Below are 14,743 nucleotides of genomic sequence, written 5' to 3'. Positions count from 1 at the left end.
TACCGTTACTCACAGCCCCCCTCCCTAATTTTGGTTATTTCATTTGAAGCATATTATAAATCATCTCAGCAGCTTCCGCACGCGTAACTTTCTGTTTGGCACGGAAGCTGCCATCTGGATATCCTTGCACTAAATTAATCTCGGTTAGGCCAAGCACATCCTTTCTGGCCCACTCAACAATTTGAGAAGAATCTGAGTATACATTGCTTTCTTGCTGTGGTGTAGCCTTGATAATGTTATTCACCATTTTAGCGGCCTGCTCCCGATTTATGACCCGATCTGGACCGAAGGCTTTGCTACTAAAACCTCGAGCAACTTGATCCTTAATTGCTGTTTTGAGCAGATCAACATACCATGCAGATAGATCAATATCCTCGAAGTCTAGAGTCACATCTGTTTCGAGCGGTAATTTAAGAGAACGAACAAGCATCGAAGTAAATTCCATACGTGTTACGGGTCTATTCGGTTCAAAAAGTGTGCTGGATGTTCCTTTAACTATACCCAAATTAGCAAGCGTATTTATCTTCTCTCTATTAAATACCCGATCAATGTCACTAAAATGATTTGGCTTCGTCTCGATTGTTGAGCCTTGAAAGAACTCTGTTTTTGTTTCTATCGGTTCCTCGACAACAGGCTGAATCGGTTTTACACCCCCCGCGCCTCCTGCTCCAACACCTGTGTCCACAGCATTCCCTGTAGTTTTACCACTCGCTTCTTTTGCCTCTGTGCGTTTTCCTTGACTATTTTCTGCCCAAAGTTGAACGGTATACAATTGCTTTTCTCTCAGCTGTCTCCAGATAAAAGCTCGATCCTTACCACGATATAGGACTACTCCTTCACTAGCGAGAACAAAAATATCATTTTCATGCTCTGACTCCCAATGGATGATAAATTCACTATTGGTTGTTTCTGTCTTCGAAAACGCAAATGCTGAAGACGGTAACGTCTCGACCTGACCTTCTGATTGCTTACCTTCACCGCTTGTGTTCACTGGCTTAACAGTAATATGATACAATGTAGAACTATCTAATCCGTCTACTTTAAACTCTTGAGTAGTCGTATGGCCGATAAGCATCTCGTTTTTGTAGACATTGTAAGCATCCGCACCTGGAGCTTCTGGCCATGTAATAAGCAAATCGGTATCCGTTACGCTTTTCACAACCAACCTATGATTTGGTATTTGACCTGGCAATGTACGATACGTAAAGGGAGCAACGTCGCCTTCTCCCGTAGTATTCATCGCCTGTATACCAAACGAGTAAATTATACCAGGCTGGATATCTGAAAGTATGATGCAAGCTTCTCTAGTGTCAAAAACTTCCCCTGTATCTTTGCGGATTACTGCATATTGGGAAGCACTCTTAATTTCATTCCATGTCAGCGAAATCTGTCCATTCCCAAGTTCCGTAACTTTTACATTTTGTACTTGAGGCGGGAGTGTCAGCAGTTCACCCAACGCTGGCGGGCTGTAACCACTGCTGTTCCCACTACTCACTTGAAAAGTGTAGTTTTTCCCACCTGTTAAACCAGATACAACTACCCGTGGTTCCGTACTATAATAATTTTGACCGTTGATTGTTACCTTATATTGAGTTACCCCGTCAACCGGAGCCCATATCAATGTGGCATCGTGCTCGCGAACATCTACAGCTGCAAGTTGTAAGGCCGAATTAGGTAGCGTTAATGCATTGATAGAAGCATCCAAACCTGTACCACTTCGATTGTAAGCCCGAATTTTTATATTGGCAGATCTACCTGCTGGCAAACCTTCAAAAGTATAAGAATGGATACCACGCGGAATTTGCACCTTTGGTTCATCGTTAACATTCAAAATGTACCCTTCAGCCCCCTGCACATCTTGCCACGCTACACCAACAGAATATACATCCTTCGTTACACTTGAAAGTGTAGTTACCCGTTCTGGTAATGTCATAACGCCGAGATGAGCATAGTCTCCAAATCCTGTTTCATTTTCAGCAGATATACGATAGTTATACTCCGTTCCCGCCTGAAGCTCAGTATCGGTGAATTCTGTATACACATCGTTATATACCGAGACCTTATCTCGCTCTAGAGCATAGTAGGTGGCAGTGATTACAGAATTCCACTTCAAGTCGATTCCATCTTCTCTTACGGTTACATTCCGGAATCCGCTTGGGCTGTCTGGTAGACTTAAAAAAGATACATGCTTTGCTGCCCCCTCTCCCATGGCGTTTATAGCGGATACAGAAACTTCATAATACTTACCAGGCTCCATCCCCTTAATCGGATTATACACATCTTGTGTAACCGTATCCTTAAATATGATTTCTCCCGTGCTTGCGTCCGCTGCTGTAATAATATATTTATTAGCTGAAAAAACTGGCGTAAAGTCGGCCAAGATTTCTGCTGAATAACGAGAGACCGGTCGCAACTGAACATGCTCAGGGGCATCAGGTAACGTTAATACACGGACTCGATTAGAATATGCATTGCCTCCTACATAATTACTGCAACGCAGTTCATACTCATATTCATGTCCTCCCAATAGCCCTGTATCTGTAAAAAAATTTGTCGGATGGTTAACATCCCAAACCTCATTTGTTGTTAGATTTCGGACTGTATAGACATAACCATCATCAAGACCAGAGGGGAGAGTCCATTGCAAATCAACCTCTGTGTTGCGTACAGATGTCGCCGAAAGCACAACCGGCTGCGGTTGCTTTTGAATGCGAAGTGCACTGCTGACCGTTTCATACATGTTTCCTGCCTGGTCTTTCACCTTCGCATGGACATACCATTCACCTTCATTTGAAAGATCCAACTGGACTATGGGATCGACTGCAGCCTCCCAGTTTTCAGGTGAATCGGAGCTGTTCGTGACTTTGTACTGCCTTGACGATGGTTCAATCCCTGAGTACTGGTCAGCATATCGCATGTTCACATGAATATTAGTATCTTTCCATTCACGCATATTGGGTGTCAGTTGAATGCTCGGCGGCTCCAAATCGATATAAGACATTGCGTTCACCGGAACGCTTCGATTTCCAGCTGCATCTACAGCTTGAGCAGTCACTTTTACAATTCCCGAACTATTTAATATTCCCGATGAACCAGGCACATAAGCGCCAGAACCCAATTGATATTCATAATGCACTGCTGTAGTATCCGTTGCACCCGAGAGTGTAAACTGTACTGGTTTATTGATATATCGGTTAGGATTCGTTACCTCAGAAAACATAACTTTCGGAGGGGTGGGTTTGGTACGATCAATCATGACCGATTGAGTCACAATGGGACTAGACACATCAAGATTATTGATCGTCCGCGCTGATAGTTCGTAACTCCCTTCTGCATTTAATGTAAAAGTGCCGTTATATGTCAGCCACTCCCCAGTTGGACTCAAACGATACTGTGTCTTCTTAATTCCATTTGTAGAGTCACTTCCTGACTCAATGGCAATGTCCACATCACGGTTCGTTGGACCCGTTTCGCTAGCCCGTATAACAGGAGCCGTCGGCCCCTTTTTATCAACGGTGACTTCTTTGCTTACCTCCAGGCTCACATTACCGACATTATCAATGGAACGAGCATAAATCGTGCTTTTGCCATCTTGGTTCACATGAAACACTCCACCATAATCCTGCCAAGCCTGATTCACAACACCGGACAATCGAAATTGAGTATGGGCTAGTCCAGAATAATCGTCTGCGCCCGGTTGTAATGAAATGGTATATTCATTACTGTTTCCTGTTGCATCTATAATGGGGGGAGTGGGTGGCATCCTGTCTATTCGGACATTGGCGGAAGAAAGACCACTATACTGGTTATTGACGTCCACTGTTCGGGCATAAATTGTATTTACACCATGATCATTGACAGTGAAGGGACCAATATATTGCTGAAATGCTACTCCATTCAGGCTATATTCATAGTACTTTAATCCTTCAGGAGCCACATCCCCATTGATCCACACGGTTACAGGCTCTTTCGTCCACCCTGTAACCGCCTGTCCCTCTGTGTCTGCATGAATCTGGGGTGGTTTAGGCATCAAGTCTGATTTGGGAATAACACGGATTCCAAACTTGGATATTTCATTACTTGTCTGTTGACTAGTTCCCATCGCTCTGAAATATCGTACATCCCTTAATGTAATAGAGTCAGTGATATCTATCCATTTCCCCTGGTAATAGCTATCGGCATAGAATTTCGTTACATTGGTCCATGTATATAAATTCGTTCCGTTGGGTCTCCAGCTGTCGCCTGCGGCGGCATTAGATGTATATATATCTGTATGATAAGACCCCTCAATGTAAACAAAAATCCTGTAATCCGAAGTCTTAATAGATCTTCCAATATCAATAAAACGATTTGTCGGCTGTTTAGTTCCATCACATGTATACCTTGCCGACCCCATGCCAGTGTATACTTCCGTTGCTCCTACTCCACTTCCTGACCAAGAGCCCCAACTATCGCCTCCACCTGGCAAATTATTTTGGCAAAAAGGACCTCCGATGATTTCTTGGGTAGCAGCCGATACCCTTTCCGGAAATATGGGAATGGCCATTAATAAGAGGAGTAAAGCCAGTACTCCATACACCCATTTATTGTGCTTCCTAACCTTTCGTTTATTTTTTCGATACATACACTTCTCCTTACTTTATTTTATTTTCAAAGAGTTCTACGTACTCGCTTTGACTAAAATAGAAAAAGCACCTCAAACGAAGGCAATAATGCCTAGGTTCGAGGTGCTTCCTCAAGTTCACGAGTATGTTTTGAAGTTATTATACTTCGTTTCAAACAGGATGTAAACAGAACAGCAAAATGAACTGTAATAAATTTTCGAAACACTCATCCCAGAGACCCTTTGACGCTTTAATTGACCTGAACACCCAAGTTCCGAAAAAATCCCCGCATATTCTGCATGTAAGAATCCTCAGTAGCAGAAGATTCCTTAAGAAGATTTTGCATACTATTCATAAACGCGGAAGCTGAGGATGTATCCGCTTTGTCAAACCGATTCGTTAACTGTGGTTTATTTAACAGCTCTTCAGTCTGTTCTGTACGTTCCTTGTATTTATTAATCCAATCGGGGTTTTGAGGAACCTTTTGTGCAAAACTCAACAGCTGGCTTAATCCATTTCCTCCACCCTTAATGTCATTCATGAACGCAGTATATTTTTGAGGATCGACCTGTTTCATCACTTCCGACAGCTTGACGTAGTCCTCAGGGGCACCTATCGGACGATCTGTAGGAGTCGTGTAGCTAATATCTCCGGTCTCTGAATCAATGGTTCGTGTCAAGGCAATACCAGCTATCTGGTTCATGGTTTGCATAAATTCCTTGGCTTTATCGCCTTCCATATAATGATCCGCAATATACTTGGACTGGGAAACTCCCATCTCCAGCAATACCGCGCGCTGCTTCTCATCCGTTACCGTTCCATCGACGATAAAATTGGATTGAATCATATTGTACACAGCATCGGATACTTCTTCCGGTTGGCCCTCCAAAACCCGGTTTAATGCATCGTTGATCTGAGTTGTGCCAAAATACTTGGCAGCATGTGACACGATATCCCCCTCAGCCAGCTTTCTGCCAGCTTCACTAATCTCCACGGTGTCCTGAACGACGAACCTGGACACTTTTTCTTCATGTAGCTGGGGGGACGGAACTTGCTTGCTTGTCGGATTGATCCGTAAGCTACCAGAGCTAAGAACCGCTTGTTGTGCTTTAAGAGGTTCAAAATTCATTCTACTTCCTCCTGTCATGTTTGTAACAGGCAATCTAAGGCGTATGTACGATGTAATGTAACCCTGTTGCTATATATATCGGACAAAGCATATATGGAATGAATATATGCTTTGTCCTAAAAATGAACAATTTTTGAAGCAAGATCCTGACTCTGAATATAAATTGTTAAAATAAACAATCTGACGTTGTCATTGCTTTATAGACAGTACATCAACCGCCATAAATGCTATAAGCAAAGTGATATACAATATCTGTAGCTGTAAGTGAAGTACCTGACACCTGGGCAGCTACACCTGAAAGATCATAGTAATGTGTAAAGCTTATGGGACCAGACAAGTATTCTGCAATACTTCCCGTAGAATGCGGCAGGGAAAGGGTCACACTAAAGGCTCCATTTTGATCCGTATAACCAGTACCTGTACGAGTTCGATTCCCGCTGCTTTCAGTCCAGTTCTGGTTCAACCATGTCACATTAACTGGTGCATTTGCTACTGGATAATTATCCGTTGTAGTAACAACACCCTTTACAGTCAGGCTGGTGTTTCCATTAACCCGATAATGGCGACCGTAAGAGTAGGATGGATAGTCATTCGGACCGTTTTTAGAGTCATAACCGTTAATTACAATTTTTCCAGCCCGAAGTACTGGTTTAAGTGTGAGTGCATATAAATGGTCCGGTGAATACTGGTTTGTGGTGTACACTCGCACATAGTAGGTTCCCGTATTCAAAGTGACATTATGATTGGTTTGCGGCAGAAGCGCCATTTGGTTGCCACTAAGAGCCCCATAAACTTCCGCTTTGTAACCGTAGCTTTCCGAAGTGCTGTCCAGTTTGACATTCAAACCATCATAATTGCGATTCGCAGGAATTGTGATTTGATACCAATCATTGTCAATTCCTGAATGAATGGAGCGTGAATTAAGGGTAGATCCCCCTGTACTAAATGTAAAGTTATAGGCATGAAAAGCACTCTCATCCGGTTCATAGGCATCATATTGGGAGTTTACATCCACGGTTAAATAGAAAGGATCATTTATGCTCGATCCCTTTTTGGAATGGACTGCAACTGCGTAAGCTTTCTCAGATCCGGTAGCATTGCGGCTTCCTACGTTTTCAGGAAGTGATGCCGATCCCTGTTCATACTTGTTAAAATAGGTTCCATAGGTGGAGGCGTCAATAGCATTGGGGTTGATATCCCCTGTTGTCATATCAAATTCGTACAAGTATAAGTCATAGTCAAGCTGCTCTGAAAATGGACCATCCAACTGTGCCTGCAACAATTCACCTGGCTTCACATAAATCGGATATAAAAACTGCGTGCCTCCCTCTTCCGTAATTGTACCTGAATACGTAGCAGAAGAAGCTGTGGCTGCCGTTGGACTAGCTTTCAGGGAAGGAAGGGTCTCCCTTTTCAAAGAGAATGTCTCTGGTGCTTTAAAATTGATATTTTCCTGCATGTTATAAACGGAGGATGTAATACCTTCAGGCTTGTCCACCCGGGTTAAATGCTCAATAACATCTTCGTTGTTCGTTGTTAGCTGAAAACTGGAATCAGCTTCAATAGCTTGTTTTTCCTTGTTCAACTCTGTACCTTGACTCGCGTTTGCAGTCATCCCAAAAGCAAACAGGAGCATCAAGCTTAGCATAACTGAAATAGCCTTTCTGAACCTCTTCATACTGAAATCCCCTCTCAAATGGTTTAAGGAATTCCCGCTATTCCCTGGAGAATCAGGGTATCTTCTAGGCTGTTGTCTCTATCATAAAACATTCTTGGTTCTAATGGAATATATTGTAGCAAATATTTTTAGTCGTCATTTCCTAAAATAGAAAGCTCTAGAATCCATAGATTAAATGATAATACTAGGATAATAGACTTACTTTAGACACCTTTTTACCATAAAAACCCTACCATTCTCTTATTTATACGATATAATAAACTGATATGGGTAGTTCTTTTAGACTAATCAATATATCTAATTACCCATAAACATACATAGAAAAAGGGGAATACAGATGAAAAAACTTAGTATATTTATGTTAGTATTGTGTTGCTTTTCAATTTTGGCAGCTTGCTCTACCGATCCGGTAAAAAAAGATTTAATTACCTATGTGAATGATGGAATGCTTCCATTAACACAAGATGAAAAAGCAGTAACTGAAAAATATGAATCTGTGACCGGGGATAACTTCACAGATGATGAAACACTATATAATACGTTACGAGATGATATTATCCCAGAATACACCAAATACCTCGATAAAGTTGAAGCAGTAAAGACGGAAACTCCTGAGGTACGGGCCGTCCACGAAACCTACATCAAGGCGGTTAGCACTCAAAAAGAAGCACTCATTACGATGATCGATGCGTTGGAAAAAGGAGATCTAAACTTAATTAATGAAAGTAACACCAAGCTTAGCGAGGGTAAAAAGCTATTTAGAGATTTTGGTGAACAGGTTAACACACTGGCTAAAGAGCACGATGTGAAGATCAATAAGAAATAAATTTTAAAGCTCCCATCTCGGGAGCTTTTTCTATATCCTAGGAATACTCGAAGCAAATTATCGCTTTCCTTAATTCTCTATCATAAAATAAGTAAACCTTATCGGCTCCAAACGCTTGAAAATAATATCCGGTGAAAGAACCGATATAGGTAAATGTCTCACCATTGGCACGTTTAGGCACATGAAGCAGATTGGTTTGCTCGAACTTGAGCATTTCTTCCAAGGATTCGTCATATTCCTTGATGTAGCTTTGGGCCTCTTCAGACTGAAATGCGATGTCATCCAGAATACCGTTGACTTCGGGAAAGCTTAGCCCCCAACCACTGGATTGTTTTTCCTCAAAATCGTGAGTGAGCTCTTCCACAGACTTTTTGGCCTCTCCAAAGGAGGAATATGGATAAATTTTATGGTTTTCCAGGAAAAATGCTTTGCGAGCTTCGTAGTCTTGTTCATTAGCTATGTACACCTGTTCCAGTCCGTCCAGTGCCATGACTTCTCTCTTCATACGTAGGTACGCTTTATCTCCGGTAGATTTCAGCGCTTCATAGGTAGCCTCCAACTGCGCTTTCTGATGAAGACTAAAATAATTCCAGTCTGCTTCAAATTTGTATTTGCCGTCAATTACATCGAATCCCAGCATATCTTCCTTGGTATATAAGGTATGAAATTGCTGAGTATTTTCACCCACACAGCCTTCGTGGATTTCTTTTACGGAAACAAAATGAAGCCACTCGTCCTGCTCTGGAAATAAGAACTGGAGATTAATCGAGCAAATTGGCAGAAAGTGCTTGCGGTGATGTTCAAGATCGCTGGCAAATACGTCCTCGTATGCTGGAAAACGTTTGATAAATCTCTCTGGTATGTTCATGGATGCTCCTCCTAAATTGTACGGTTCTATGGTTGCTTTTCGATCCGAAACGTCCCCTCACTCGAAATCACGCTGTAAATTTCATCAAATCCTTCTTCGTAACTTGGGACCTCTAGTTTACTCATTACACTTTTAATACCGATTTCAGGAATATACTCTTTGCCTGTGCGCTGCTCATTACGCTTAATAGATTCTGCATAATCAGGTTCAAAATAGTAGCCTATGATTCTGAATCCCTTATTTTTACAAGCATCTATATATTTCTTTCGTTCTTCAACTGTTGGATTGGTATTGTCCACTACAAAACGTTGCATCGTTTCGATGGAGGTCTGAAGGTACATATTTTCCCTATTCCGTGTTTTAAGCATATCAAGATTTATTCGCATATGTGTTTTGAAGAATCGTTCTTTATAAAAAGTCGATTTGCCCGAAGCCTGAATTCCTATAAAAATGACACACTCCAAACCTCACACATCCTTGTCCAGGTATACATATTGGTTAATATAATCTCTATTTTGTGAAAAGATTGGCGTGTCATGATCAACATCCCACTTGCTTCTGACGGCTTCTCCTTTGTTATACTGTTGTTTGGTAATACAGATTCCCCGCTTTTGCCAGACCGGAAGGTCATTCCAGTTCAGCCCTTTTTCCACAAAAAGCTTGTCTTGAAGCTGATTTCCGTTCAATCCTTGTAGTTCTGAATGCCTGAAATGAGCTTGAGCTACCATAGAAATGCTGTTTTTAGTAGCGTCTTGTTGTCTCCATAGAAAGTAGTTTGCAACCTCATCGTGAGGCAAAACCCATGCTCTTGCATCAAAAGTAGCTAGAGGCTTATCTGGATAAACTTTCTGGATTTCCTCGTTAAATTTGGCAGTAGCCAGAGAGGCAGATATAGACACCATCTTTTGAAGATTATTTTCAAACCATGATTGTGTCGTTAATTTGTCGTAATTCGTAAGAAGCAGAGAGATTTCATCACTCTGATGGTACACCAGTTTACATCCCATAATATTATAGGCTAGATATTTGCACGTCTCCCATAACGCAAAGATTAGCTTCTCATCAAAAGGTTTCGTCATCCCACGTGTAAAGGTATGAAAATGAGCACCATCGATTCTGATAATTACGGGTAAACGGCGGGGTAAACTTAATCTATAAGCATTTTCATATTCCTTCATTCTATTTCCAAAATCATCTTTTTTCATAAACTATGTAGCTCCTTCGCTTTTCATAGTATCTATTAATCAAAGGTGCTGCTGAACTCTCCAACAATATACAATCCAATGTCGGTTTCACCTTCTCTTTTTATTTCACAGCAATATTATCCTCAAATACAAAAACGGAGATGGCTATATCTTCTTCCACTTTAATATCTGAAAAGAGATGCAGTAAGCGGGAATCCATATAATCCTCCAGTTCTTTATTGAACTGTGCAGGATAGATTTTTTGTACCATTTTGGTTCGAGCTGCATGCACCATCTCTCTTCCTGCATCCTCTTGCGCAAGAAACTTTTCGGATGGAGTTAAATTACCGTATAGCATTGTGATGGCCATATTATCTACAAAGGTTGTATGTATGCGTTCCGGGCCTTTTCCAAATAGCTCTTTACGTACTTTTCGAATAATTTCGTTAAAACCCGTTTCCTTTCTCATATCGCACCGCTCTCCTAAATCTACTAAAATCCTTGTTACTATTTCCATCATAACCGATTCCTATCATATAAAACAGAGATGAAGCGAAAGTGATTCTTGGAACATGCTTACCATTGAACGTCATAGAAAAGAAAACGCAGCCCGCCCGATCGGACAGACTGCGTATATTACTGAATCCAAACGGACTAGTCCTTCACCAGTCGATTCGATAGCATCAACATGATAAAAGAGAATAGGATAATGACGGCTACCCAGCTCCAGGAGAGTGTCATATTTCCGACCTCGGACGCGGTGTAAATCGCCGTAGGCAAGGTTTGAGTCTGTTCAGGAATATTACCCGCAAGCATCAGTGTAGCACCAAATTCCCCTAACCCTCGGGCAAATCCGAGAATGTACCCTGAAATAAGCGGTCGGTAGGCAAGGGGCATCGTAATATGGCGAAACACTTGCCATTCGTTGGCACCTTGCGCACGTGCAGCCTGCTCTACTTCGGGTTCTACAGCTTCAAAACCTGCTTTGATCGTCCGATAAGCCAGTGGAAAAGCAACAACTACCGCCGCCACCACTGCGGCTCCCCATGTAAATACAATCGTCTGCTGGAACAGGCTTTCAAAGGCAGCGCCAATCCAACTTTTCCTTCCCAGCAAGATGAGCAATATAAAGCCGACAACAGTGGGAGGCAAAACAAGTGGAAGAAGTAGAACGGTCTCAATCACACTGATTCCTCTCCGCAGCTTGCAGTTCGCCATCATCCGAGCTACCACAGTTGCTAATAAAAAGACAATGATGCTGGCAACGACAGCGACTTTAACAGATACGATAACCGGAGGAAGAAAAGCCGACCAATCCAACGGGACCCCCTCCTTTATCTGTGAATTCTATTTCCCGGTTGTTTCTGCTGGAGCTGAAAATCCATCTTTACTAAATACGCTCATGGCTTCATCTGTACGCAGAAAATCAACAAACTCGCCCGCTTCCTTGCTGTGCTTGGTTGCCTTTACGATGCCTTCTGGATACAGGATAGGTGCGTGCAATTCCTCAGGTACTTCTAGCGCTACGACCGTTTTATCGGATGATTTGGCATCCGTCAAATAAACGAGTCCAGCATCGGCATTGCCTGTTTCAACATAATTTAATACCTGTCTTACGTCTTTGGCGAATACCATTTTCGGTTCCAGCTTGTCCCATAATCCGGCCTTTGTCAGCGATTCTTTGGAATACTGTCCGGCCGGAACAGTAGTAGGTTCCCCAACGGCAAGCTTCATGTAAGAAGGACTTGTCAGATCATTGAGCGTAATACCCTTGTTGTCTGTGCTCTTGGCTTTATCTTGCGGAACAACCACAACCAGTTTATTTTGAAGCAGTACGCTATCTTTTTCCACTAATGATGCATCGGTTAAAGCCTTCATTTGCTTCATACCTGCCGAAATAAATACGTCAGCGGGTGCACCCTGCTCAATTTGTTTCTGTAAAGTACCGGATGACGCATAGTTAAAGGTAAGCTTGATATCTGGGTGCTGCTTTTCATACTGTTCCTTGAGCGTATTCAGACTATCTTGAAGACTCGCAGCGGCAGATACGATCAACTCTGTTTTAGGCGCAGACGCTGTCGACTGTACAGCAGCTTGAGACGAGCATCCAGCCAGAACCAATGCCAACAATCCAACGAAGGTGAATATGTACCCGAATTTCTTTTTCAACTTGTTCTTCCCCTGTCCTCTATATTCCGTAATGAGGTGACAGTGCGCAGCTCATTACGGTCTGAATCTATTGGGTTAACCCAAATATTTGTGATAAATAGACCTCGCCTCGGCGATATCCTTGGTGCCATGGATCAGAACGCGTCCATCCTGAAAAAGAACCAACCGATGCGCTCCAATGACAACGGACACTAGATATGGATTATGCTCCACTTGGCCCCCCTGACGGGATAGCAGACGGGCCGCTTCGTTCAGATTGCGTACAGCGCCCGTGACCGGTCGGATCTGAACCGTATCACGTCCGCACAGTACAGCCGTTTTAGCCTGATGCTCCAATTGTAGAAATGGATACACCGGATGCTCTCCACACGTCGGGCAATCCGTTTTTTTCATGGCGCTGATTTGGATCGCCTGATGTTGATTATTCCATAGATCGAAGGAAATCAGCTTGCCCTGCAAGGCTGAATTGTCCCCAGTGAGCAGCTTCAATGCTTCGGCACTTTGGTAAGCTGCCACCATCTGTACAGCCGGGCTGATCACACCGACCGTATCACAGGTTGCGCCGCCGAGCGGTACGGTTCCGAGCAGGCAATGCAGACAGGGTGTCTGTCCTGGAACGATCGTAAAGGTTGTTCCGTAACTACCTACACACGCTCCATAAATCCAAGGGATTTGGTGCTTGACGGCGTAATCGTTAATAAGCAGACGTGTATCAAAATTGTCAGTAGCATCTACGATGAGGTCCACTCCTGCTGCAATGTCGCCGATTTCCTCTAGTGATACGTCTTGGACGAGCGCGCGGATGTCTACGTCCGAGTTGATTTGCTGCAATCGCCTCTGGGCGGCCACTGCCTTGGGTATCTGTTCACGAGCATCTGCTTCGTCGTAGAGCTGCTGGCGTTGTAGGTTACTCCAGTCTACATAATCTCGATCTACCAGCGTCAACCGTCCGATGCCCGCTCGCACCAGCATATCCGCGTTGGCCGTTCCTAGTGCTCCAGCACCTACCATTAACACATGCTTGCTGCGGATATTTTGTTGTCCTGTCAGCCCGATCTTTCCGAATAATTCTTGTCTTGAATATCTGGCGTGGGACGCCTGCGTGTGTGCTTCTGCATCCACATCCGTTGTTGGGTCCTTTTTCATTTCAGACATCGTTATTTACGCCCCCATACTTCTAATCCATTAATTGCTGCAAGTCGATCAGACAAGATAAAAGTTCAGATGTCCCGCCTAACTCAAAAGTTATGGGGTGTTATGAGGATTCCAGCCACCCAGTTGGTGCCCCTTCCACTCGGAGCCATCCTCCCACACTTCCTTTTTCCAAATTGGTACGATTTGCTTCAAGCGTTCAATAGCATGGCGACTGGCTTCGTAGCAAGCATCACGGTGTGCAGCAGAAACGGCAATCACGACACTGGTCTCTCCAATCCTTACCGTACCAAGCCGATGTGTAATGGCAGTGCGCGTTGACGGCCAGCGATCAGCAATTTCGTCACCAATTTGCTTCATCGTGTTCATCGCCATCGGCACATATGCTTCATATTCAAGCAGCACCGTTCGCTGACCTTGTGTAAATTCCCGAGTCGTGCCATTAAAGGTCAATGAAGCCCCATGAGAAGGGTCGAGTACCTTTGAGGTTACCTCATTGGCATCAATCGGGTCGTAGGTAATAGCATATAATCCGCATTTAGAAACGACCGTCTCCATTCCGGGAGCTGACTGATGAAGAGCAATTGCGTCTGTTGGAAGCACAAGTTCATCTGGAGAAGCCAACTTTTGATGATGGGTAAAAAAACAACTAGACAGTTGTGAAGCTACCTCCGGGTACAACTCATTCAGCCTGGTTCGAATGTCTGCAATGGTCACCGTTTCCTGTGATAGTTCCACAGTGAGCACGTCACCAAATTGCTCCGCCATACCTGCGAATAATTGAATATGGTATTGCAAATGCATCTGACCCCCTTTGTTCCCTTATCTATCGAATTCACCTAGCCTGCTACTGGAGCTTATCCTCCTGAAACCGGAGGAATAATTGCAATTTCATCATGTATACTAACCAGATCCTCAGGAGCGGCATAGGCTTGATTTCTGGCAACAAAAGCCCCCTGCAACTGGGCCGCTGCTTCAGGGAAATATTGGGACAACAAGTCTTTTAATGCGTTGACGGTCATCGTCTCCTGATCAGCAGGCACCGTAATCATAGGTCTTCCCATCAGTTCTGCAAGTCCGGCAAATACTTGAATATGATAGTTCATTAAGTAGGTTCCCCCCTTTCAGTACAA

13 protein-coding genes are annotated in these 14,743 nt (G+C 43.3%); 1 reads left to right on the top strand and 12 read right to left on the bottom strand.

What is annotated here, in order from left to right:
* Positions 1 to 34 precede the first annotated feature (34 nt).
* The 3 genes from HFE01_RS13470 to HFE01_RS13460 all read right to left on the bottom strand — a co-directional run bounded on the left by HFE01_RS13470 (position 35) and on the right by HFE01_RS13460 (position 7,411).
* Positions 35 to 4,624: a fibronectin type III domain-containing protein gene (locus tag HFE01_RS13470; protein WP_107733264.1), complete on the bottom strand. Its 4,590-nt coding sequence runs from the start codon at positions 4,622 to 4,624 to the stop codon at positions 35 to 37.
* Between the two features lie 230 nt (positions 4,625 to 4,854).
* Positions 4,855 to 5,733 carry a hypothetical protein gene (locus HFE01_RS13465; RefSeq protein WP_107733263.1) on the bottom strand — a complete coding sequence of 293 codons (879 nt, stop codon included), beginning with the start codon at positions 5,731 to 5,733 and terminating at the stop codon, positions 4,855 to 4,857.
* A 211-nt stretch (positions 5,734 to 5,944) separates the two neighbouring features.
* On the bottom strand, positions 5,945 to 7,411 hold the full coding sequence (locus HFE01_RS13460; RefSeq protein WP_019688099.1) for an Ig-like domain-containing protein: 1,467 nt from the start codon (positions 7,409 to 7,411) through the stop codon (positions 5,945 to 5,947).
* Between the two features lie 337 nt (positions 7,412 to 7,748).
* Here HFE01_RS13460 and HFE01_RS13455 point away from each other — a divergent pair, with 337 nt between their 5' ends.
* Positions 7,749 to 8,237 (top strand): hypothetical protein, encoded by a 489-nt coding sequence (locus HFE01_RS13455; protein WP_019688100.1) that lies wholly within the window; start codon positions 7,749 to 7,751, stop codon positions 8,235 to 8,237.
* A gap of 37 nt (positions 8,238 to 8,274) precedes the next feature.
* Here the strand turns inward: HFE01_RS13455 and HFE01_RS13450 are convergent, their stop codons facing one another.
* The 9 genes from HFE01_RS13450 to HFE01_RS13410 form a co-directional block, all read right to left on the bottom strand.
* The gene (locus tag HFE01_RS13450) at positions 8,275 to 9,105 is read right to left on the bottom strand and encodes a siderophore biosynthesis protein (protein ID WP_107733261.1); all 831 of its coding nucleotides are present in this window, start codon (positions 9,103 to 9,105) and stop codon (positions 8,275 to 8,277) included.
* 26 nt (positions 9,106 to 9,131) lie between these two features.
* Entirely contained in the window at positions 9,132 to 9,569 is a 438-nt protein-coding gene (locus tag HFE01_RS13445; RefSeq protein WP_016821666.1) for an AAA family ATPase, read from the bottom strand.
* 3 nt (positions 9,570 to 9,572) lie between these two features.
* Complete coding sequence (locus tag HFE01_RS13440; RefSeq protein WP_090889490.1) at positions 9,573 to 10,310, bottom strand: tRNA(His) guanylyltransferase Thg1 family protein; 738 nt, start codon at positions 10,308 to 10,310, stop codon at positions 9,573 to 9,575.
* Positions 10,311 to 10,410: 100 nt separating this feature from the next.
* On the bottom strand, positions 10,411 to 10,758 hold the full coding sequence (locus HFE01_RS13435; protein WP_107733260.1) for a Na-translocating system protein MpsC family protein: 348 nt from the start codon (positions 10,756 to 10,758) through the stop codon (positions 10,411 to 10,413).
* 185 nt (positions 10,759 to 10,943) lie between these two features.
* Positions 10,944 to 11,609 carry a molybdate ABC transporter permease subunit gene (modB, locus tag HFE01_RS13430; RefSeq protein WP_016821669.1) on the bottom strand — a complete coding sequence of 222 codons (666 nt, stop codon included), beginning with the start codon at positions 11,607 to 11,609 and terminating at the stop codon, positions 10,944 to 10,946.
* A gap of 27 nt (positions 11,610 to 11,636) precedes the next feature.
* Positions 11,637 to 12,458, bottom strand: a complete 822-nt coding sequence (modA, locus tag HFE01_RS13425) for a molybdate ABC transporter substrate-binding protein (RefSeq protein WP_107733259.1) — start codon at positions 12,456 to 12,458, stop codon at positions 11,637 to 11,639.
* Between the two features lie 75 nt (positions 12,459 to 12,533).
* Positions 12,534 to 13,613, bottom strand: a complete 1,080-nt coding sequence (locus HFE01_RS13420) for a thiazole biosynthesis adenylyltransferase ThiF (RefSeq protein ID WP_025365412.1) — start codon at positions 13,611 to 13,613, stop codon at positions 12,534 to 12,536.
* Between the two features lie 90 nt (positions 13,614 to 13,703).
* Positions 13,704 to 14,408: a molybdenum cofactor biosynthesis protein gene (locus HFE01_RS27610; protein WP_107733614.1), complete on the bottom strand. Its 705-nt coding sequence runs from the start codon at positions 14,406 to 14,408 to the stop codon at positions 13,704 to 13,706.
* A 59-nt stretch (positions 14,409 to 14,467) separates the two neighbouring features.
* Entirely contained in the window at positions 14,468 to 14,716 is a 249-nt protein-coding gene (locus HFE01_RS13410; RefSeq protein WP_044788042.1) for a MoaD/ThiS family protein, read from the bottom strand.
* Positions 14,717 to 14,743: the final 27 nt, after the last annotated feature.

This window comes from Paenibacillus sp. EKM10P, assembly GCF_011800655.1.
GTDB lineage: Bacteria > Bacillota > Bacilli > Paenibacillales > Paenibacillaceae > Paenibacillus > Paenibacillus polymyxa.
Note: the sequence above shows the minus strand (reverse complement) of the source record. Positions and strands in the feature narration are given on the sequence as shown.

Coding starts and splice junctions, on each gene's coding strand:
- HFE01_RS13470 (WP_107733264.1), bottom strand. CDS start 4,624: ATGTATCGAAAAAATAAACGAAAGGTTAGGAAGCACAATAAATGGGTG.
- HFE01_RS13465 (WP_107733263.1), bottom strand. CDS start 5,733: ATGAATTTTGAACCTCTTAAAGCACAACAAGCGGTTCTTAGCTCTGGT.
- HFE01_RS13460 (WP_019688099.1), bottom strand. CDS start 7,411: ATGAAGAGGTTCAGAAAGGCTATTTCAGTTATGCTAAGCTTGATGCTC.
- HFE01_RS13455 (WP_019688100.1), top strand. CDS start 7,749: ATGAAAAAACTTAGTATATTTATGTTAGTATTGTGTTGCTTTTCAATT.
- HFE01_RS13450 (WP_107733261.1), bottom strand. CDS start 9,105: ATGAACATACCAGAGAGATTTATCAAACGTTTTCCAGCATACGAGGAC.
- HFE01_RS13440 (WP_090889490.1), bottom strand. CDS start 10,310: ATGAAAAAAGATGATTTTGGAAATAGAATGAAGGAATATGAAAATGCT.
- HFE01_RS13435 (WP_107733260.1), bottom strand. CDS start 10,758: ATGAGAAAGGAAACGGGTTTTAACGAAATTATTCGAAAAGTACGTAAA.
- HFE01_RS13420 (WP_025365412.1), bottom strand. CDS start 13,613: ATGTCTGAAATGAAAAAGGACCCAACAACGGATGTGGATGCAGAAGCA.
- HFE01_RS13410 (WP_044788042.1), bottom strand. CDS start 14,716: ATGAACTATCATATTCAAGTATTTGCCGGACTTGCAGAACTGATGGGA.